Source organism: Ruegeria sp. CG4 (assembly GCF_056537185.1).
Genome location: NZ_JBQFRB010000001.1, coordinates 117057 through 138295 on the forward strand (window position 1 = coordinate 117057; position 21239 = coordinate 138295).

Annotated in this window: 17 protein-coding genes and 1 tRNA gene; 9 read left to right on the plus strand and 9 right to left on the minus strand. The window is 55.5% G+C overall.

What is annotated here, in order from left to right; translation table 11 throughout:
* Positions 1-57: 57 nt before the first annotated feature.
* Positions 58-702: a pyrimidine 5'-nucleotidase gene (locus ACR0J2_RS00610; RefSeq protein WP_170616425.1), complete on the minus strand. Its 645-nt coding sequence runs from the start codon at positions 700-702 to the stop codon at positions 58-60.
* A 100-nt stretch (positions 703-802) separates the two neighbouring features.
* Here ACR0J2_RS00610 and ACR0J2_RS00615 point away from each other — a divergent pair, with 100 nt between their 5' ends.
* Positions 803-1450 carry a GntR family transcriptional regulator gene (locus ACR0J2_RS00615; RefSeq protein ID WP_170616423.1) on the plus strand — a complete coding sequence of 216 codons (648 nt, stop codon included), beginning with the start codon at positions 803-805 and terminating at the stop codon, positions 1448-1450.
* A gap of 2 nt (positions 1451-1452) precedes the next feature.
* Here the strand turns inward: ACR0J2_RS00615 and ACR0J2_RS00620 are convergent, their stop codons facing one another.
* Both ACR0J2_RS00620 and carA read right to left on the minus strand, forming a co-directional pair.
* Entirely contained in the window at positions 1453-3333 is a 1881-nt protein-coding gene (locus ACR0J2_RS00620; protein WP_170676580.1) for a glycosyltransferase, read from the minus strand.
* A gap of 80 nt (positions 3334-3413) precedes the next feature.
* Positions 3414-4580 (minus strand): glutamine-hydrolyzing carbamoyl-phosphate synthase small subunit, encoded by a 1167-nt coding sequence (gene carA / locus ACR0J2_RS00625; protein WP_480811382.1) that lies wholly within the window; start codon positions 4578-4580, stop codon positions 3414-3416.
* 183 nt (positions 4581-4763) lie between these two features.
* Here carA and ACR0J2_RS00630 point away from each other — a divergent pair, with 183 nt between their 5' ends.
* Positions 4764-5243, plus strand: coding sequence for a GatB/YqeY domain-containing protein (locus ACR0J2_RS00630; protein ID WP_170616417.1), 480 nt, complete (start codon positions 4764-4766; stop codon positions 5241-5243).
* A 16-nt stretch (positions 5244-5259) separates the two neighbouring features.
* Here ACR0J2_RS00630 and ACR0J2_RS00635 read toward each other — a convergent pair whose 3' ends face one another.
* The 3 genes from ACR0J2_RS00635 to ctaD form a co-directional block, all read right to left on the minus strand.
* The gene (locus tag ACR0J2_RS00635) at positions 5260-5763 is read right to left on the minus strand and encodes a DUF2244 domain-containing protein (RefSeq protein WP_480812017.1); all 504 of its coding nucleotides are present in this window, start codon (positions 5761-5763) and stop codon (positions 5260-5262) included.
* Between the two features lie 45 nt (positions 5764-5808).
* The gene (locus ACR0J2_RS00640; protein WP_480811383.1) at positions 5809-6408 is read right to left on the minus strand and encodes a DsbA family protein; all 600 of its coding nucleotides are present in this window, start codon (positions 6406-6408) and stop codon (positions 5809-5811) included.
* A gap of 144 nt (positions 6409-6552) precedes the next feature.
* Positions 6553-8211: a cytochrome c oxidase subunit I gene (gene ctaD / locus ACR0J2_RS00645; protein ID WP_170616413.1), complete on the minus strand. Its 1659-nt coding sequence runs from the start codon at positions 8209-8211 to the stop codon at positions 6553-6555.
* 288 nt (positions 8212-8499) lie between these two features.
* Here ctaD and ACR0J2_RS00650 point away from each other — a divergent pair, with 288 nt between their 5' ends.
* Complete coding sequence (locus tag ACR0J2_RS00650) at positions 8500-8919, plus strand: HIT family protein (protein WP_170616411.1); 420 nt, start codon at positions 8500-8502, stop codon at positions 8917-8919.
* Between the two features lie 2 nt (positions 8920-8921).
* Here ACR0J2_RS00650 and ACR0J2_RS00655 read toward each other — a convergent pair whose 3' ends face one another.
* On the minus strand, positions 8922-9335 hold the full coding sequence (locus ACR0J2_RS00655) for a MerR family transcriptional regulator (RefSeq protein ID WP_170616409.1): 414 nt from the start codon (positions 9333-9335) through the stop codon (positions 8922-8924).
* Between the two features lie 80 nt (positions 9336-9415).
* Here ACR0J2_RS00655 and ACR0J2_RS00660 point away from each other — a divergent pair, with 80 nt between their 5' ends.
* A complete protein-coding gene (locus tag ACR0J2_RS00660; protein WP_480811384.1) occupies positions 9416-10348 on the plus strand; it encodes a cation diffusion facilitator family transporter in 933 nt (310 codons plus the stop codon).
* 308 nt (positions 10349-10656) lie between these two features.
* On the opposite strand, the gene lipB is transcribed toward ACR0J2_RS00660, so the two are convergent.
* Both lipB and ACR0J2_RS00670 read right to left on the minus strand, forming a co-directional pair.
* A complete protein-coding gene (lipB, locus tag ACR0J2_RS00665; RefSeq protein WP_480811385.1) occupies positions 10657-11313 on the minus strand; it encodes a lipoyl(octanoyl) transferase LipB in 657 nt (218 codons plus the stop codon).
* A 39-nt stretch (positions 11314-11352) separates the two neighbouring features.
* Complete coding sequence (locus ACR0J2_RS00670) at positions 11353-12012, minus strand: DsbA family oxidoreductase (protein ID WP_480811386.1); 660 nt, start codon at positions 12010-12012, stop codon at positions 11353-11355.
* A 140-nt stretch (positions 12013-12152) separates the two neighbouring features.
* On the opposite strand from ACR0J2_RS00670, the gene ACR0J2_RS00675 reads away from it, so the two are divergent.
* The 5 genes from ACR0J2_RS00675 (at position 12153) to ACR0J2_RS00695 (ending at position 20500) form a co-directional block, all read left to right on the plus strand.
* Positions 12153-12239: transfer RNA gene (locus ACR0J2_RS00675), tRNA-Leu, on the plus strand.
* A gap of 112 nt (positions 12240-12351) precedes the next feature.
* Positions 12352-13677: a tyrosine-type recombinase/integrase gene (locus ACR0J2_RS00680; protein WP_480811387.1), complete on the plus strand. Its 1326-nt coding sequence runs from the start codon at positions 12352-12354 to the stop codon at positions 13675-13677.
* Positions 13678-13754: 77 nt separating this feature from the next.
* Entirely contained in the window at positions 13755-14252 is a 498-nt protein-coding gene (locus ACR0J2_RS00685) for a hypothetical protein (protein ID WP_480811388.1), read from the plus strand.
* A 436-nt stretch (positions 14253-14688) separates the two neighbouring features.
* Complete coding sequence (locus ACR0J2_RS00690) at positions 14689-15762, plus strand: helix-turn-helix domain-containing protein (RefSeq protein WP_480811389.1); 1074 nt, start codon at positions 14689-14691, stop codon at positions 15760-15762.
* 1696 nt (positions 15763-17458) lie between these two features.
* Positions 17459-20500, plus strand: a complete 3042-nt coding sequence (locus ACR0J2_RS00695; protein WP_480811390.1) for a hypothetical protein — start codon at positions 17459-17461, stop codon at positions 20498-20500.
* Positions 20501-21239: the final 739 nt, after the last annotated feature.

Consider the following 21239-nt stretch of genomic DNA (forward strand, 5'->3'; position numbering starts at 1 on the left):
CGGATATAGGAACGATGATGCAGGTGCAGAATGAGCAGATCGTCGCAGGTTGCCCTGTCAGACCAGGCGTCCGAGAAACTGGGTCAGATCGTCTGTATGGTGGTGGATATGCTCCGCAGTGTGCGGTTCAGGTGCCACATGGACCGTGCGCATTCCCATCTCGTGCGGGGCTGCCAGATTGCGCGGGTCGTCCTCGAACATCGCGGCCTGTTCGGCGCGAATGCCGTCTCGCGCGAAAATCGCCTCGAAAGCGGCTTTTTCCGGTTTTGGGCGGTATCCGGCGTGTTCGACACCATAGACCGCATCAAACAACCCGCTCAGACCGCGTGCCGCCAAAACGCGTTCCGCATAGGGCGCGCTGCCATTGGTATAGACGATGCGGCGACCGGGAAGTGAGCGGATATGGGCGGCCAGTTCCGCGTCCGGATCCATATGGCTCATGTCCACCTGATGGACCGCATGCAGATATGGATCAGGGTCAAGGTCGTGCTCGGCCATCAACCCGGCCAGCGTAGTGCCGTACCGGCGCCAGTATTCTGATCGCAAACGATCCGCCTCGGCCTGGTCCACACCCAGAGTGCGCACGACATAATCCGTCATCAGCACCTCGATCTGATCGAACAGGCGCATATGGGGCGGATACAGCGTATTGTCGAGATCGAACACCCACTGGGTGACATGAGCAAATGCAGGTTTGACCATGGTTATGGTTTAGGGTCCGGTGCTGCGGATTTCAATGCTTCACTTGATTGGAAGGCCAAGTGGCGGATAGACATGACCGAACGAGGAGACGAAAGACAAAATGAGCCAGACCCGCCAACCCAACAAAGATGCCTACAGCCTGATTCTCGAAGCCATTGATGTTGGCGTGTACAAGCCCGGCGATCGGCTTGTCGAAAGCGAACTGGCGGAACGTTTTGGCGTGTCGCGCACCCCGATTCGCGAAGCCTTGCAGCGACTGGAAACACAATCCCTGCTGGAAAGGGACGGGCGATCACTTATCGTGGCATCGCTGGATCACAACCAGATGGCTGAATTGTACGTCGTGCGCCGCGAACTCGAGGCGCTGGCAGCCCGTCTAGCCGCCAAACACGCAACGGAAGAGGAAATCAAAGTTCTTCAGGACATGGTTCTGGCAGATGACGAACTGGTCGATGATCCGACGGCCCTGTCGCGTGCCAACCGGCGGTTTCACGAACAGATTCATTTGGCGTCGCACAACCGATATCTGGTTCAGCAACTGGATCTGGTGCATCGCACGATGGCCCTGATGGCCACGACATCGCTTGCCGTGCAGGGCCGGGGTGAAATCGCCCAGAATGAACACAAGGGAATTGTCGAAGCGATCGCGGCACGTGATGAAGATGCTGCAAGTCAGGCGTTGCGGGAACACATCTCGATCGCGTTCATGACCCGCCTCAAACAGGATGCGGTCCGGCGCGAGTCCTGAATTCAGGAGGGCAGCTGTTCCTCGGCCGCCTGTCCGTGTTGGGTCTTGTCCCAAAAAAATGGGTTCCAGATCAGCTCCCATAGCGCTTTGTAGGCCGCCAGAACGCCCAACGGGTAATACAGGATCATCGTCGGCACCCAAGGCAGCAGGAAACGCCTTTCCCTTGCTGCGACGGCGACAAGTCCGACCATGACGTTGGTCAGTTCGGCTGCAAGAAACAGGCTGAAAAGGACTGTGACACCTTCTTGCGTCAGCCCCTGCGGCAGCGGTACGGATATGCCCATCGCCAACAGCCAGAACACCCAAAGGACAGGGGCAAGAAGGAATTGCCCCAAAGTTCCCAGAAAAAACGCCTGAACGCCCAAAAAGCGAAGCAATCCCAGATCCCGCAACAAACCAACCGGTGTGCGCATGTGGACCAGATAGGTCACCATGAAACCCTTGAGCCAGCGCGAGCGTTGTTTGACCCAGGGCCAGGTCCGAAAGTTCGCCTCTTCAAAGGTTGTTGTGTCCACCATCTCGGTCCGATACCCGGCGCGGTACAACCGGACACCCAGATCGGCGTCTTCGGTGACATTGTGCGCGTCCCAGGCGCCCAACTCCTCCAATTTGTCCCGGCGAAAAAAGAAGGTGGTGCCGCCCAGCGGGACCACAAGGCCCAATCGGGCAATACCAGGCAGGATTACCCTGAACCAGCTGTTGTATTCGATTGTAAAGCACCGTGATCTCCAACTGGTGCGCGGGTTGTAGTAATCCAGCACACCCTGCAGACACACGACATCTGGCGGCGCATGTTCAAAGTGATCGACCACGCGTTCGATCTGATCCGGTTGCGGCGCGTCCTCGGCATCCCAGACCCCGATCAAATCGCCGCGGCAGAAATCTAGGGCGTAGTTCATCGCGCGGGGTTTGGTGGTCAAGCCGTTCAATTCCGGGACTTCCACGGTGCGCATCCAACTGGGCAGATCAACGCGTGACAGTGTTTCGCGGGTAACGGCGTCGTCTTCTTCGAGCACCAGAATAACGTCCAACAGTGCTTTGGGGTATGTCAGCCGCCGCAGTCGTTGGATCAGCGCGTCGGCAATCTCGGTTTCTTTGTATAAAGGCACCATGATCGACACATAGGGCTGGCGAGTGCGTGACACCCTGGGTCCTTCCTGTTCCGATGTCCGAGCTGTCTTTGACGTCAAGAAGGCCAGCAACCCGGACAATCTCAGGACCCAGAACAGGAACAACGTGCAGACCGCCGCAAACACCAGAACGGACCAACCGATCGTTGGGATTGCGATCATTGTCGCCAACAGGGCGATTGCGCCTGCGACTGGTCCGGTGCGTGCCCGGGCTGTCCAGGTGCGGCAACTGTGCAGCGGGTCCACACGGGTTTCGGCCGCCCGGGCCAGATCTTGGGAGAATAGTCGGGATATCGCCGTGCCAACCTGATCTGGTGCCGCCAGAACGGGAATCAATGTATATCGGCTTGCCTCAAATTCTGCTGCAATGGCATCGAAATGGTCTGGCCGGGCAGTGGCAACCAGAAGGATCGGACCCAGTCTGACCCACGGTATGACATGGTTCTTAAGCCAGAAGGACGCAGGTTTCAGATCGACCAGATCAGGGGATGGCGGCGTTTCTTCCAGATCCGCGATTTGCAGGCCTGTTTGTTTGGACAAGGCCAGCAAGACATCCTGCCGGCTGACGCAGCCCTCGCTCACCAATATCTCGCCCAAGGGGGCCTGCTGTCGTGATTGGAGCAGCAATGCGTGATCCAGTTGCGCGCGGGTGATCAGGCCGCGTTCCATCAAATAGAGGCCGAGAGGTTTGCGCAGCCCCAGTGCCGGTACCGGTTCTGCCGGAGCAAGTTGCTGTAAGTTCAGTTCGACCATTAATAAACCCTGACGCGATTACGCACGTCAGGGTTGCTTCAACATAGTTAATGGCCGGTTAATCCGGCAAAGGCAGGCGGCTAAGCCTTTTCTTTTCGCGCGGCCATTGCATCCGCAAAGCGTTCGAACAGGTAGAAACTGTCCTGCGGCCCCGGCGATGCTTCGGGGTGATGCTGCACTGAATAGACCGGGCGGTCCGTCATGCGAATACCGCAGTTCGAACCGTCAAATAGCGACCGGTGGGTTTCAATGACGCCATCGGGCAGGGATTGAGCGTCAACGGCGAAACCGTGGTTCATCGAGGTGATTTCGACCTTGCCGGTTTCCATGTCCTTGACCGGGTGGTTTGCGCCATGATGACCGTGGTTCATCTTGACGGTTTGGCCGCCAAGCGCCAGCGCCAGCATCTGATGGCCCAGACAAATGCCAAAGATGGGCAGGTCCGTGGTCTCAAGTACCTCTTTGATCATGGGAACAGCGTATTCGCCGGTGGCGACGGGATCGCCCGGACCGTTGGACAAGAAGACGCCATCCGGATCGTGTGCAAGAACCTCGGCAGCGGTTGCCGTCGCGGGCAGAACGGTCACGTCACATCCGGCCGAAGCCAGGCACCGCAGGATGTTGCGCTTGGCGCCATAGTCCAGCGCCACGACTTTGTGCACGGGGGCTGTCTGGCGTGAGTAACCGTCGGGCCAGGCCCAGCGCATTTCGTCCCAGCGATAGCTTTGCGCGCAGGTCACATCCTTGGCCAGGTCCATGCCCTCCAGACCGGCAAACCCACGGGCTGCGGCGACCAGAGCCTCGATATCGAAATTACCGTCCGGATCGTGGGCCAGCGCCACATGAGGCGCACCTTGCTGCCGAATGGCACGGGTCAGTCGCCGGGTGTCAATGCCGCCAATCGCAATTCGCCCGCGTTGCGTCAGCCAGGTCTTAAGCTCGTCTGCGGCACGCCAGTTCGACGGCTCGGTCGGGTCCCATTTGACCACCATCCCTGCCGCAACCGGATCGCCGGTCTCGTCATCCTCGGGGTTCACACCTACATTCCCAATATGAGGGAATGTAAAGGTCACGATCTGTCCCGCGTATGAGGGGTCGGTCATGATTTCCTGATAACCGGTCATGGCGGTGTTAAAACACAGCTCGGCTTCGGTCTGGCCGGTGGCGCCAAAGCCTGTGCCGTAGAACAGTGTTCCGTCGGCCAATGCCAGACATGCGGTGGGCTTGGACGGGGCGTTCTGGGCCATGGCGCGACTCTCCTGCAGGGTAAATCGGCGCATTCCTAAGGGGGTTGGGCCGCTGGGTCAAGCCTGTTCAATTTTTGGGCAATTGTTTAATATCAATGACTTAGATATATTCGACCCCGGTTGTGTCGCGCTTTTTGTTTCGATATGGTCGGGGTTCCTTCATCTTGGGGATGGATTGAGCAGATGGATATGCGATCAAGGGTGAATGCAGCCCTGAAGCAAGCAATGAAAGACAAGGAGGCCGAGCGTCTATCGACGCTGCGGCTGATCAACGCGGCGATCAAGGACCGCGACATCGCAACACGGGGTTCGGACAACGAAGAAGCAAAAGGTTGCGGTGATGCCGAGGTACTTGAAATCCTTGGTAAAATGACCAAGCAGCGCAAGGAAAGCGCACGCGCCTATGAAGAGGGCGGGCGCTTGGATCTGGCAGAACGCGAACTGCGCGAAGTTGATGTGATCGAGGAATTTCTTCCAAAGCAGCTGGATGATGACGAAGTGAACCAGGCCATTCTGACCGCGATCACCGCGACAGGCGCCGGTTCGATCCGTGATATGGGCAAGGTGATGGGCGAACTCAAAACCCGCTATACCGGCCAGATGGATTTCGGCAAGGTCGGACCGATGGTCAAGGATCAGCTTTGCGCGGCCAGCAACAGCTGACCTGTCACTTCGACGTTTACTGCGCCAATTGCTGCGCGACAGGTTCGCGCAGTTTTTGTATCAGCTCGTCATAAAGCGCGATGCGCTCTTCCTCGGACAGAAATGAGCCGATTTCCACCTGGCGGCCGTCGCCGGTCAGGGTGACGTAATGTGGAACAGGCCCGCCGCGTTGGTGCATTTCAGGCCGGGCCCAATATCGGTTGCACTTCCATTCCTTACGACCGGTTCGGGGGTGGTGGTGGACCAGACGGGCCTGGCTGCCGCTCAGCGTCAGAACCTCAAAGACGCTGCGGGCGCGGTAGTTTGTCTGAATGGCCAGCCACAGGCCCAGAACGCTGAGTAGCATGAAAGGAAGCAGCCCCCACAGCAGCACCGACCCCAGCACCGCCAGCATCGGAATAAGCCCGAAGGCAAACACCAACAGGATGAACCGCATCGCCCAGCGGGGTGGCAGCGAATTATGCGGCCAAAGGCGCAATTCCTGCTCTGTGTCTGATGTCTGCGTCCATTGATAAGGCATGGTGAAAAAATAGCGCATCGACACCCGAAGTCGATGGCCAAAAGATCAGATCACGTGGCCGACACGCGCCCACGACAATGCATCATCCAGCCGGTCATCGCCCCAGAACACCTCACCGCGCACAACGAGGCTCGGCGCGCCAAATACGCCCAGCTGGGTGGCGTTCTCGGTCTCGGATACCAGCGCCTCCGAGATTTCCGGGCTGCGCGCGCGGGACAGTGCAAGGCGCGGATCCTGCTGACATCTGAACAGGGCCTCGGACAGGGCAGTTTCGCTGCCTGCTTCGACGCCATCTTCAAACCAGATGCGATAGAGGTTCTGGGTAAAGTCCTTGCCCCAGCCCTCGCGCATGCCCAGAAGGGCGACCTGATTGGCAAGGGCAAGATCGGAAATCGGGTAAGGGGCAGGCAGCTTGGCATGAAGCCGGTACTTTGCCGCGCGCCGTCCGATATCCCGCCACATGTAGGCTGACTTTGTGGGTTTTCCGGCAAATGGAATGTTTTGTTGTTCGGACATGATGGTTCGCACGTTGAACGGTTTCCAATGCACCGTCGCATCATGTTCTGCACACCATTCATCCAGACGCATCACCGTCAGAAAACTGTATGTGCTACCTATTGAGAACCAGAAATCAATTTCGGGCATTGCGTACCTCCGGATTGCCGGATGACCAACCGCAAACAGAATAGCCGATTTTTGGCCTTCTGGCGATATTCCCGAAATGTCCGAAGGTTTCAAAAGAAAAGCCCCGCCGAAATTGGCGGGGCTTCTAAGTCGTGCTTTCAGGGATTAGTGGGCGTGGCCCTTGTCCCAGACTTCCTGCTTGGGCAGCTGCTCGAACGTGTGCTCGGGCGGCGGCGTCGGCAGGGTCCATTCCAGCGTATCCGCGTATTCGTTCCACGGGTTCGGACGTGTCTCTTTCGCGCCACGCAGCAGGGCGTAGATGACAATGCCGAAGAACAGCAGGAACGAGGCGAACGAGATGAACGCGCCAATCGACGATACGAAGTTCCACTGGGCAAATGCCTCGGGGTAGTCGATGTAGCGGCGCGGCATGCCCTGACGGCCCAGGAAGTGCTGCGGGAAGAAGGTCAGGTTGGCGCCAATGAAGAACATCCAGAAGTGAACCTTACCCCAGAACTCGGAGTACTGACGGCCCGTCATCTTGCTGAAGTAGAAGTAGACACCGGCAAAGATCGCGAACACGGCACCCAGCGACATCACATAGTGGAAGTGCGCCACAACGTAGTAGGTGTCGTGATAGGCACGGTCCACACCCGCCTGTGACAGTACAACGCCGGTCACACCGCCGACGGTGAACAGGAACAGAAAGCCGAAGGCGAACAGCATCGGTGTCTTGAATTCGATGGAACCGCCCCACATCGTCGCAATCCACGAGAAGACCTTAACGCCTGTCGGAACCGCGATGACCATCGTGGCAAGCATGAAGTATGCCTGCTGACGCAGCGACATGCCAACGGTGTACATGTGGTGCGCCCAAACGACGAAACCCAGAACACCAATCGCGATGATCGCCCAAACCATCGGCAGGTAGCCGAAGATCGGTTTGCGCGAGAAGGTCGCGATGACATGACTGATGATGCCAAAACCAGGCAGGATCACGATGTACACTTCCGGGTGCCCAAAGAACCACAGGATGTGCTGATACAGGATCGGGTCACCGCCACCGGCCGGATCAAAGAAGGTGAAGCCAAAGTTGCGGTCCATCAACAACATGGTGATCGCGCCTGCCAGAACCGGCAGCGACAGCAGAATCAGCCATGCAGTGACGAATATCGACCAGCTGAACAGCGGCACCTTGAACAGTGTCATGCCCGGGGCGCGCATGTTAAGGAAGGTGGTGATCATGTTGATCGCGCCGAGGATCGAGGAGGCGCCCGATACGTGCACGGCGAAGATCGCAAGGTCCATGGACATGCCGCCCTCGGTCGTCGACAGCGGCGGATACAGAACCCAGCCCACGCCCGAACCGGCCTGATCGTTGCCGCCCGGAGCCAGAAGCGAAGCCACACCGAGCGAGGTACCCGCGACGTAAAGCCAGAAGGACAGGTTGTTCATCCGCGGGAAGGCCATGTCCGGTGCACCGATCTGCAACGGCATGAAATAGTTGCCAAATCCGCCAAACAGGGCGGGGATGACCACGAAGAACATCATCAGAACACCGTGATAGGTGATCATCACGTTCCATAGGTGTCCGTTGGGTGTGCACGGGTCGGCCATGAAGCCTTCCAGGCACATGTACTGAACACCGGGGTGCATCAGTTCAAGCCGCATGTAGACGGTCATCAGAACCGAGATCAGACCGGCCAGGGCCGAAACGATCAGGTAGAGAATCCCGATGTCCTTGTGGTTGGTCGACATGAACCAGCGGGTAAAGAAACCGCGATTGTCTTCATGCTCGTGACCATGAATGGCTGCGTCTGCCATTTAGGTGCCTCCTGTTACAACACTACCGCGCAGTCGGACCTCTCCAACGCGCGGGATTCCTGCTGGTTTTAGATTGCGAGGGGACGACCTTCAATGGTCGAGTTTGATCTGGATCAAGATTAATTGTCGCGGGCAGGAGGCTTCCACGACATTTTTGACCCGGTGGTGCCTGCTATTTGGCCATTGCAGTACGGTTTTCAAGAGGTACGCCCGGTTCCCGTTTCCGTGCTTGACCCCCGGCGGGTTGGGTCGCAGAACGGGTAGCAGCACCAAATCGGGAGAAATGCCATGACGGGCTACGACAATGACAACATCTTCGCCAAGATCCTGCGTGGTGAAATCCCAGCGACCCGTGTTTACGAAGACGATGACACGCTTGCCTTCATGGATATTATGCCACGCTCGGACGGTCATCTTCTGGTCATACCCAAAACACCGTGCCGAAACGTTCTGGATGCCTCACCCGAGCAACTGGCTGCTGCAATGGCGACCGTGCAGAAAATGGCGAGGGCGGTAAAGGCGGCCTTTGACGCGGACGGCGTCACTATTCAGCAGTTCAACGAAGCCGCAGGCGGACAGGAGGTTTTCCACCTGCATTTCCATGTCCTGCCTCGGCACGAGGGCGTTTCGATGCGCCCGCCGGGAAATATGGGTGATTTCGACCTCATCGCCCAACATGCCGAGAAAATTCGCGCATCTCTGACATGACTCTAATGCGCCCCATCGCAGGTGTCATGATCCCCGAATGCATGCAGAACGGCACAGACATGATCATGATGCCCGTCACATGCTTTGGTGATGCGGGCCAGTTCTTTTTCCAGCCGGGCCAGACGTGCGATCCGGTCGCGGATGTCAGCCAGTTGACGCTCGGCGATGTCATGCGCGCGGTTCAGGTCATCCCCTTGCGCGCCTTCCAGGGTCAGTAGAGCTTCGACTTCGGCAAGGGGCAGCCCAAGATCGCGCGTGTGGCGGATGAACTGCAAGCGCCGCAGTGCAGCCGCATCATAACGCCGCTGATTTCCGGCTGTTCGCGCAGGTTTGGGCAACAGCCCTTTTTCTTCGTAAAATCGGATGGTGGGAACCTTGACCCCGGTATGGCGGGACAAATCACCGATTGAGTACATTTTGTTGGCCTGTCACTTGAACCTCTAGTTACTAGAGGAATTACATTGCTTTAAGGACCGAAACAACAGGCGCTCTTTACATGGCACATCAGCACTCGCACTCTGGTCACAGCCACCATCATCACATCGACCCAAAGGCCGGAGATGCCCGTGTCGCCTGGGCAATCGCCGTCAATTTGTTCCTTACACTGGCGCAGATTGTGGGCGGCATTCTGTCCGGCTCGCTCGCGCTGATCGCCGATGCGCTGCACAACCTGTCGGATGCCGCAGCGCTGGTCATCGCCTTTTTCGCCCGCAAGATCGCACGGCGACCCGCCGACCCGCGCATGAGTTTCGGATACGGCCGGGCCGAGGTCGTGGCAGCGTTGATCAACTATACAACTCTGATCGTGCTATCCGTCTACCTGATGTACGAAGGTGTCACGCGGTTCATCCAGCCGGAACCGGTCAATGGCTGGATTGTCGTCTGGATTGCCGGGATTGCTTTGGTCGTCGACCTCATCACTGCGGCACTGACCTACTCAATGGCCAAGGAGAGTATGAATATCCGGGCGGCCTTCCTGCACAACGTGGCAGACGCGCTGGGGTCTGTTGCCGTGATTATCGCCGGAACATCGGTCATTGTGTTTGATTGGACATGGGTCGATCCCGCAGTCACGATCATGATCTCGGTCTACATCCTTTGGCATGTCAAAGGTGAGATCGGTGAAACGATCCGGGTTCTCATGCTGGGGGCGCCCCCCGATCTGGAGCCGGAACAGGTTGCCACGGCCATCGAAGAGGCCGAAGGCGTAACCGCCGTACACCACGTGCATATCTGGAGCATGCAGGAGCGCGAACCGGCGCTGACCGCACATGTCATTGTAGACGAGGTGTCCTGGTCCGACGCCGGGGCCGTCAGATCAAGGATCAGGCAGAGCCTGAAAGACCGATTTGGGATTACGCACGCAACGCTGGAGTTGGAGCGAACTGACCAATTCTGTCCCGCATCTTCCCGCTTTGGACATCAGTGAAACATGCGTTTAATGAGAATTGCCGTTCCGATTTGGGGTCGGAACGGCAGACTCGTAACCAAACACATATTCGGATTCTCCGGGCAAGCCCGTGATCACCGGTTAACATACCACTCACTTTAGAACGGTGAACTCATACTACTCGTTAACGTCTTCTTTGTATCGATCAGAATTAAACTTTGCATAAATATCACCGGAAATGTGGGTAATAATGGTTAATGAACCCACTGACCGGGAAACAGATGCCAGAGGAGTCGGTGATTGTTACTTCACGTTGGGCAATCGGTACCGCGCCATCGACCGATCCGTCAGGAATCACCCGCAGAAAAAGCGTCGTCAAAGGTTCTCTGGAGGGCAGAATCCACATCCGCCAGTGTCACCGGCAGCCCCAGATCGACAAGGGATGTCACCCCATATTCGGTGATGCCGCACGGAACGATGCCCGTAAAATGATCAAGATCAGGTTCGACATTGATCGAAATTCCATGAAAGCTGACCCATTTCCGCAGGCGTAGCCCAATGGCCGCAATTTTGTCTTCGGCAGGCTGGCCCGTAACGGTAAGCGGCTTGTCATCCCGCCGCACCCAGACGCCGACACGACCGTCGCGGATCTCTCCACGGACGTTGAATTCGGCAAGTGCTGAAATCACCCAGTTTTCCAGCTGTTTCACAAACCTGCGCACATCCCGGCCACGTTCGTTGAGATCCAGCATGACATAGGCCACACGCTGGCCTGGTCCGTGATAGGTGTATTCGCCGCCGCGTTTGCTTTGGTAAACAGGAAACCGTTCCGGATCGGTCAGATCCTCAATACGCGCGGATGTCCCCGCCGTGTAAAGCGGGGGATGTTCCAGCAACCAGATACACTCCTGCGCGTCGCCCGAGGCGATCGCGGCCACGCGCGCCTCCATGAAGGCCACGGCGTCTTCGTATTCGGTCAGCCCTTCGGTGATCTTCCATTCCATACCGGCCTCTTATCCTGCGCAGGGGTCAGGGAAAAGGGGTCAGGCGGCTTCGGACAGGCATCGCTGCAATACCTGAGCATACGTGTCCTGACCCTGAGCGCCGGTCAGCAGGTACTTGCCCCCAAACACCATAGCCGGAACACCTGAAATACCCCGGCTTGTCCAGAATTGCTGCTTTTCCCGCACGGCAGCCGCGTGGGTGCCGCCAGCCAGTGCGTCCCGTGCCGCGTCAGGGTTCAAACCTGCCGCTCGCACTACCTGCATCAATACATCAATGTCCGAGACATCCTGCTGTTGCGTGAAATAGGCATCAAACAAAGCCAGTTTCAGCGGATGCTGACGCCCCTCATGTTCTGCCCAATCCAGCAATTGGTGTGCGGCAAAGGTATTCACGATCCGGCTGTCATCGTTGAAGTTGAAGGTAAACCCAAGCTCAGCCCCCAGCGCTGTCAGCCGTTCGCGTACCTGCTGGCTTTGTTCACGTGTCGAGCCGTATTTTTCGACAATATGCTCTCTCAGGTTCTGACCTTCCGGCGGCATGGCGGGGTTCAGCTCAAACGGATGCCACCGAAGACGGGCAAGCACACCTGTTTGTTGCAAAGCAAGATCAAGCTGACGAAATCCCACAATACACCATGGGCATACCACATCCGAAATGATGTCGATCTGAACAACGGGACGGGGATCGGATGTTGTCATCGAGAGCTCCTGCGCGGGAATCCTGTAGTCGGTTTGGTTGATTAGATAAGCAGAGGGCAGGGGATTTCAAACAGGTGTCTTTTGCCTCTTCACAACGTCTTCATCAGCGTCTATACGCCCCCTACCAAGTCACTGGCAGTGCGGTCGTGGCGGAATTGGTAGACGCGCAGCGTTGAGGTCGCTGTGGGGTAACTCCCGTGGAAGTTCGAGTCTTCTCGACCGCACCAGAACTAGCTTGATCGGTTAGTTTTTGGCCATATAAACAAGGGTATTCAGCTTTTTCCGAGTGTGTCGCATAACGCAAACAGCACACATGGACAGCACACAATGGCCCTTAGAATGAAGATCAAGTACATCGACCCTATCAGCGATACTCAATGGCGTTTCCGCAGAAGGTGGCCCAAGCGAGTGCGTGAAATTCGCGGTGAGGACGCCTATCAGAAACACATTAAGGCGCGTGAGGGGGCAGCTTTCCAGCGCGAGTACCAATTTCACTTGGGGAGTTTTGACTCGATTGTCGAGGACACCCTAAGACGACACCCTGAGGTTGACACTAGGTCGGCCACTCAGAAGTTCATCGACGCCCAGCGCCTAGCAGAGCAATACATGGAAGGTGTTCAGGGGTTGGACCCCGACGATAGCTGGACCCGTGGGGTGGTGGGGCACAGTCTGGCTGCCCGTGGAGAAGCCCCCGAAGTTGTAGCTGCTGTCCTGAACCCCAATCAGGAACCCCCGAAGCCGACACTGACCGACATGCGGGACATTTATGCGAAAGACAATGGGCTTGCTGATGACCGGAAAGAGATGGTCAGAATTGACCGCACCTTTGGCCGACTAAGCGACGCCTTAGGGAAACCTCTGGACGACGTGACTATTGAGAGCATCGACCGACTGACGGCGCGCGCCTTTAAGGACTATCTACTAGGGCTTAAGAAAAACAACGGCGAACCTTTAGCGCTCAAATCGTGTCAACGTGAGATGATTATCGTGGCCGCAGCTTATCGCCATGCCGTTAGGGAATTGGAAATACTAACGGCGCGCGACCCCTTCGAACGTCTTTCATGGCCCAAAGAGCAGGTCAGTTCACTAGATAAGAGTGTGCCGTTGCCTGACAGTGTTGTGGGTGCCGTGCAAGCGACACTTGAGGGTGGACGAAGCAAAGACTTACCTGACCTGTGGCGGGTGCTTAAAGGTACTGGGATGCGGCTTGGCGAGGCCTGTGGTCTACGCGTACGCGATGTGGACCTGACCGGGGAAACGCCATCCATCCTAGTCACCCCAAATGAAATCAACGGTATCAAGAACAGCAACAGTGACAGGTACGTTCCGATAGCCTCAGACAGCCTCAGGGAATCCCTCAGGGCGCGCATAGAGGGGCGAAAGGGTGAGGAGCCACTGTTCCCTTCTTATGGTCGTGACGGAGGCCCTACGGCTGCCTCAGCAGCGCTGATGAAAGCGGTGAGAAAGAACACCGACGATAAGCGCATGAAGGTCCACGGGCTGCGGCATAGGGCAAGCGACAAGCTAAGGGATGCAGGGGCACCTGTAGAGGTGCGTCAGGGGTACCTAGGGCACTCCGCTCAGTCGGTTGCGGAGAATACTTACGGTGGGCGTGAGGCGCGGCTTAGAGAGTTCGCTAGGTGGGGCGTGAAGGCTGGACTTTAAATCAGCCAACCAAGTCCTTTCAGTCAAAGCGAAAAGGCGTTTACATTCCACCCACATGACGTGAGGTGATTTTTTCAATGGATTGGGTTGGCATTGCCGCAACGGTTGGCGCGACGACGGGTTTAATCAGTGTGCTTCGAGATTTCGTATTGCCGAGTATGACCGCAAGAAATGATCGTAAGGCACGCAACCGAGAAGAATTGTTGGAACTTCTCTACGACGTAGTTGCGGCTTCAGTCGAACTCCGGGCGTCAGGCATAAAGTATGCCCACGCATTGTACGTGAAATCAACAGGAGCAGATGTTGATCTCGAAAAGTACGAGTTAGATTGGTTCTCCGTAGACAGTCGGCGGGCCTTATTCCGCGTACGTTGTACTGCAAGTGGCATCGACATAACCGCCTATGCGGACAAAGGTAACGCTTGGCGTGAAGCGCTCGGTGAACTTGTTAAAGCCAGGTCTAGAGTCAAGCCGGGGGATGCAGCATCCGAATTGGAGGACGAAACGCTGAAGATGCGCGAACTCCAAGAAGCCGCTGCTGCGCTGGCTAGCAAAATTGATAGGAAGTTCAGTTAGTCGAATAGTGGCCTTCTTAACGATCTCTGAGACGTCATGAGTAGTATTCGATCCACACTTGGCCGATGCTGATCTAGTGGAAATCGACAACTTCTTAGGCAAGTATTCCCGGATTGACAGGCGAGTATACTCTGCTGCTGCGTACAGGTTGAACAGTTTCGCTGGTGGCTGATAACAGCCGGGTTTCTAACTAGTTTAGCTATGACCAATCAACGTCTAGGATTGCTGCTCATGTGGTTAGACCAGCTTAATAGATAGGTCGTAGCTTAATTACTCGGGTATGCAGGCTTTTGCTACCGAGCGGGTGCCACGAATAAGGTTAACGTTATTGGTTGGGGGGGCGTAGTTGAGCCAACCAGATATGGTATTGACTGGGTGTTGCCGATCAATATAGCGTACTTCACACAAAATCGGTAAAGTTAAGGCGGGCGAAATCATGCGATCAGGATTTGGAAGAGCCGTTCAAAAGATACGCGCGGAGCGTGGCATCACGCAGTCTGCTTTTGCAGAGCTAACTGGATGGTCGCTTTCGCGAATTAGCAATATCGAGTATCAGCGCGCCGCTATCAGCGACGATGTACTCCGGGTTTACTTAAGGGTCCTCGATACTACCGGAGCGGAAGCGCACAACCTCCGAAAACTTGCCAGCTTTTCCAACGGGATGAGGAAAGAACAGGCGCAAAAGTCCGAGCACCCGAGTGTGGTGACGTTGCTGCGGCAATTCGGTAAAGATCTTTCGCCCAAAGCAGTCGCAGAAATCCAGCAGATCATCGAAGCAGAGACGGGAGAGCGTGTCTCTGCGCTAATGTTTCAAAGCAGAAAAGGCCCCAAAAGCCGTAAGTCAAAAACGAAGCGGGTGAACCTGCAACTCGAAAGGTTCGTTGAGGTCTGTATTTTGGCGAGCCGTTTTCGTCGAGACTTCGCAGAGGAAACTCACAAATTGAACTTGGAAAAAACCCTTGAAGAGTTGGCTGTAAGAAATGACGACTTTGATTATCGAATTTCCGAAGTATTACCGGCAACAGCCCAAGGCGCATTCGCAGTTATTGTTGGTGAAACCGACGGCGTTACTCTTCATTGTGAGGAAGACCGATACACCAAACTGACAAAAGGCGTCCATTTCTGTAGGCACGTTATAGCGCATGAAATTGGCCATTACGTACTTCACAGGGACCAACTAAATTCCGACGGGGAGTTGGTTTTCGAGCCTCAGCTACTTGCTCAGAACTCGTCACAGTTGATTGGAACAAAAGGTGAGGTTCAGCAGGTGGTGGATACTATGGAAGAAGCTGAGGCTGAGTGCTTCGCAACCATGCTGCTGGTCCCGTGGGAGGCTTTTCTTCGCGGCACAAGGGCGGATTTTCTCGCTTCAGACTTTGGCGAGCAACACTCTGAAGTGAAGCGATATATGCCATACTTCACGCAGCCTGCTGTCATTGAAGAGTTCAAAGCGCAGCTATGGAAATCGGGAGAGACTTCGCACCCAATTTTCACGCTTGAAACTAGATGACACCGAAGCAGGTTAGGAGAGATGAGCTCTCCTAGGGTGCAATTTTATTGTTATAAATAAGTAAGTTAATGAAGTATTTCCGTTAGATAAAAGTTTTAGTTCAGTCCCTTCTTAAGGGGCTCCATCAGGGGACACTCAAGGGTCGCATTCGCTCCGAAAGACCAATTGAGGATTGATGATAGCTTGCCATCACTTCCGGCTGATACTTCATCACCATGTTCGCAAGAACAGGTAAGTCTGCACCTTAAGGTTAGCACCTGATAGGGCACCTGAATTATTCAGGCGAACCATCAGGGGCACCCTAGAGCCTCTCGGCTTTGGTTGGTTGATGAGAGTGGTCGAACCTTAACCCACCATCACACACTCATCAGGAAGCCCCTGAGCAAGCCTACAGGTTGCCTTATCTAGAAGCATTCAGGGCCATCGACCTGCGGAACCTAAAAGTTGACCGTAGAAGGGACCCCAAAAGGTTCTGCTAAGGTGTTGGTGGGGTTGGTTAAATGCTCATTTCTTTCATGGTCTTTACCGCCATCACGTTCCTTATTTTTGGCTAAAAAATGTTAGTGGCAGAGATAGATATAGATGCAGCGCTTACCCCCCGGTGCCCCCATGTGGAACCTGCTAACAGCACACAAACAGCACACCTAAGGTGGCCTCATGTCACCGTTCAGGGCACCATCAGGCCACCAGAGCGCAGAAAACAAGGGACATGCAGGGGACATACAATCCTTTTTGCGTCGTCAGGCACCACTAGAGGCGCAGACAGCGCACCAAACTGCCACAATCTTTTTCCTGAGCGGCTGGGTGTCTGTGTAACAGGGTGTACAGATCAGCACACCATTAACCTGTACCTCAGTCGCCACCTCAGGCAACTCTCAGGTAGCTGAAATATAACACCTTTTGGAATCACGTTGCGAGGTTTTTCGGGGGCAACCCATCAACTTCTATTCGGTGCTGGCATTCGGCATCGCATCTCTAGGCATAGGGCATGCGATCAACGCAAGCAGCAGTACCGGAAAGCACCGTCAGAACCCGATAGCATGACCAGAGAAGCACCTTAGCGAATCCTAACTACACCCGGGAGGGAGGCCATAGTGGCCCATCTGCGCACGCACATTAGCCACGCAGTTGCCGTTCGCTGCGTTCGCAGAACGGTTGAACCCAATGGCGGGTTTAAGCAAATAATGTTGAATAACTCGAGAATTCGGCCCACTCGCTTCTTCGCGGATTTCGATCGCGTCAGCAATGTTGACGCCACTTGCCCAGAGCAGGCCATGACAGCCTCCCACATTGCGGAACCAATGCTGAGGCTGACCCCCTAGCCAAAAAACTTCAACCGCCACTCAATGGGTAATTTTTTCGCAGGTTTTGGCCAAAACTGGAGTTTTTTACTAATCTCAGCAGGAAGCGGACTTTGAATAGTCTGACCGTCTCCTCCGTTCATCTTATTCGGCTGTCTCAAAGTGGTTAGTAAAACACACTCATAAGGTTCGCACTGGCTTAGTGAATTCTAGCCAGAGAGTCTTAGCTACGAAACAAAATGCATGTGCCTGAAAATACAGGGTTAGCCACCAAAATTACAAGTATATCTGGCCGCTTTACAGTACAATGAGAATGGTGCAGTTTTTTATGCGTTGATGTCTCACTTCTTGGGGCAATGACAAGCCTTAGCAAGGAATGAATTCCAAAAGACTCCATGAGCTTGATCCGAACCTACGCTGACATTGGAAACTTGCCAGACGGCCTTACTCCAGCCGAGGAAAAAGTGATCGCCGCTTGCGTCGCAGGCGAGGCTTGCATCCTCGGGGAAGAGGTCCCGCCCGAAGGCGCACCTCCTCCAAACCGCAACATTCGGGCCCACGTTTTACGCTATCTTATCACTGGTGGCTGCAAAGACTGCGAAGTTGCCGATTTAGGCATTGCAATAAAGGGTGGGTATGTCACTGGTACGCTTGACCTGAATTTTGCCAAGGCTCGGGGCATTACAGAGCTTAGGTCATGCAGAATAGATTCACCCATTGAGGCGCGAATGGGCTCATTTGGACTTATTTGTCTTTCAGGTAGCCATCTCGCTGGGCTTAATGCGTCGGGTTCGCAGATCGAAGGCAGCGTCTTTCTAAGTGATATCACTGCTAAGTCCACGATCTACCTCTTTGGCGCGAAGATCGGTGGCAGCCTCGAAGGCGACCGTGCGCAGTTGGAAGCAACGGAAGGTGATGCCCTCACTGCGGAAGGCGCGCAGATTGAAGGCAGCGTCCTATTGCGCGACGCCATCGCAAAATCCACCATCCGGCTCTTCGGCGCGAAGATCGGTGGCAGCCTCTCAACCGACCGAGCGCAGTTGGAAGCGACGCTAGGTGATGCCCTCAATGTGGAAGGCGCGCAGATTGAAGGCAGCGTCCTTCTGCGGGACGCCATCGCAAAATCCACCATCCACCTTTTTCGCGCGAATATCGCCGGCAACCTCGTTTTCGACCAAGCGCAGTTGGAAGCGGAAGAAGGTTATGCCCTCACTGCGGAAGACGCTCAGATTGGCGGGAACGTCCTTCTTCGCGACGCCATGGCGAAATCCACCATCCGGCTCTTTGGGGCGAAGATCGGTGGCAACCTCGATTTCGACCAAGCGCAGTTGGAAGCGGCAGAAGGTTATGCCCTGAATGCGGAAGGCGTTCAGATTGGCGGGAACGTCCTTCTTCGCGACGCCATGGCAAAATCCACCATCCGGCTCTACGGCGCGAAGATCGGTGGCGGCCTCTCAACCGACCGTGCGCAGTTGGAAGAAACGGAAGGTTGTGCCCTTGATGCGGAAGTCGCGCAGATTGATACCGACGTCCTTCTTCGCGACACCATCGCAAAATCCACCATCCGGCTCTGTGGCGCGAAGATCGGTGGCAGCATCTCAACCGACGGTGCGCAGTTGGAAGCGACGGTAGGTAATGCGTTCGATGCGGGTAGCGCGCAGATTGGAGGGAGCGTATTACTGCGCCACGCCATCGCAAAATCCACCATCCGCCTTTTTTACGCGAAGATCGGCGGCAATCTCGAATTCGACCATGCGCAGTTGGATGCGACGGTAGGTAGTGCCCTCAGTGCGGAAGGCGCGCAGATTGATGGGAGCGTCCTTATGCGCGAAGCCATCGCAAAATCCACCATCCGGCTCTTCGGCGCGAAGATTGGTGGCAACCTCGAGAGCGACCGAGCGAAGTTGGAAGCGAGGGCAGGTTTTGCACTCATAGCGAAGGGCGCTCAGATTGACGGGGACGTCCTTCTTCGCGACGCCATCGCAAAATCCACCATCCAACTTCTTCGCGCGAAGATCGGTGGTAGCCTCATAGCCAACCGAGCGCAGTTGGAAGCGAGGGAAGGTTTTGCCCTCAATACGGAGGAGGCGCAGATTGAAGGGAGCGTCATTCTGTGTGATATCACTGCAAAGTCCACGATCTACCTCTTTGGCGCGAAGATCGGTGGCAGCCTCGAAAGCGACAGAGCACAGTTGGAAGCGGCAAAAGGTTATGCCCTCACTGCGGAACGCGCGCAGATTGAAGGTAGCGTCCTTCTGCGCGAAGCTGTCGCAAAATCCACCATCCGGCTCTTTGGCGCGAAGATCGGTGGCAGCCTCGAAAGCGACAGAGCACAGTTGGAAGCGGCAAAAGGTTATGCCCTCACTGCGGAAGGAGCGCAGATTGAAGGCAGCGTCCTATTGCGCGACGCCATCGCAAAATCCACCATCCGGCTCTTCGGCGCAAAAATCGGCAGGAACGTCGCAATCGAACGAGCGCAGTTGCAAGCGAGGGAAGGTTATTCCCTCGATGCGGAAGGCGCCCGGATCGAAGGCGGTCTTTTTATTGGATTCCGCGAGAAAGGTTCCCGCCCGGTAAACCTTGCCAATGCTTATGCGAGATTTCTTGCAGATGACCTTACGTTTTGGCCGGACGAAACGAGCCCATCATTAGTTGGTTTCACCTATGATCGCCTCTCCACACTTACAAATGTCAAGCAGCGCATTGAGTGGCTCGAATACGGCAGCTTCGGCGAAAGAGCGTTCTATCCGCAGCCCTTCACTCAATTCGCAAAAGTTTTGCGCAATATGGGCGATGACAATGCTGCGCGCAAAATTCTATCAAGGCGAGAGCAGTTGACCTACAGACAAATCCGCCGGAATGCGCGGATCACGCCCAATGGTGACATCGACGTGGCCTTTAAAAGCCTGTGGCGCGACTTTAGAAATGCTGCGTTTTGGGCCTATGATGTTATATTGCGTGGGGTAGTCGGCTACGGCAACCATCCATTTCGCAGCCTCGGTTGGCTGTTCGTACTAATCTGTATTGCAATTGTGCCGGCACACTACGCGTGGAAAGAAGGTTCTTTCGCGCCTAATTCTGGCCCCATTTTGAGTTCCCGAGGGTGGCTGTCTCTTCACTCGTTAGAAAACAATCCGGCAAAAGTCTGGAGCGGAGCAGCCGAGCCGATTGACTGGTCCCCAGCAGACAGTGAAATCATTCGTTGGCAAGACATCGCGCCAGGCAGGGATTGGGAGACCTTTAACCGCTATCTCTATGCCGTTGACATGGTCATCCCAATCATCGACTTCGGCCAAACAAGCGCTTGGGCTCCCTCGACGACTCGTGGCCCTTGGGGCTCGCTTCTGTGGGGGCTCAAAGGCATTATGTTGGTCATGGGCTGGGTAATCACCGCGCTGGGCGCGGCTGCCATCACTGGGATTATCCAGCGCGACTAGGAAGTTCGACGACGGTTTTGTTTGCGGCTAGCCACGCTTGCACTAAGTAGGGTTGCTCCGATGTCCCGACCTTTGATACCCAAATCAATGGGCAACTTAGGGCTGCTACCTGCCGAATGCACCCGCACCACGCAGTTGGCACAGAAATGACGGCGTTGGGCTCTGCACTGAGCACTGCAAGTTCATTTAAACAGCCGCTGTTAAGTTTGGGCGGGTCGTTAAGGCGAAAAGTCACAAACTTTTGCGTTTCCTCTTCGGTACGTCCAAGGACGAAGTCATCCATTTCAAGTAGGCCCCAAGGCCTGAGACCGAAGCGATCACCTTTGATAATCTCCGTAAGGTCGATAGTGAACGTGTCCTACGGCACAACCCAGCGGCCAAGGGAGGGGAGAAGAGGGCGGCGCAAAAAAACTAGACACCATCCAAAAAGAGATCGGGCAGGTTGAGCCTTCCATTCGAGAGGCTAAGCGGAAAGTAGTACATAACAAGCTAGCGCTAGAGGCGGCTGAGGTTGTTACCTCATTCAGCACGCACTCCTAGAAACCTACGGCAATGACGAAGCCAAACTTAACAAGTTGGTCGCGGTCCTAAAAGAAAATCGAAATGCTTAACGGTCGCAGGACAGCATAGTTCTGCAAGTTGGTCAAAACGCCATTTGAAGCCCGCATCAGTCTCGCCGTCGATTTTTTCGGAATTTTTTATTGTAGCCATATGCTTACTGAGTTTCTGACGGCGCACA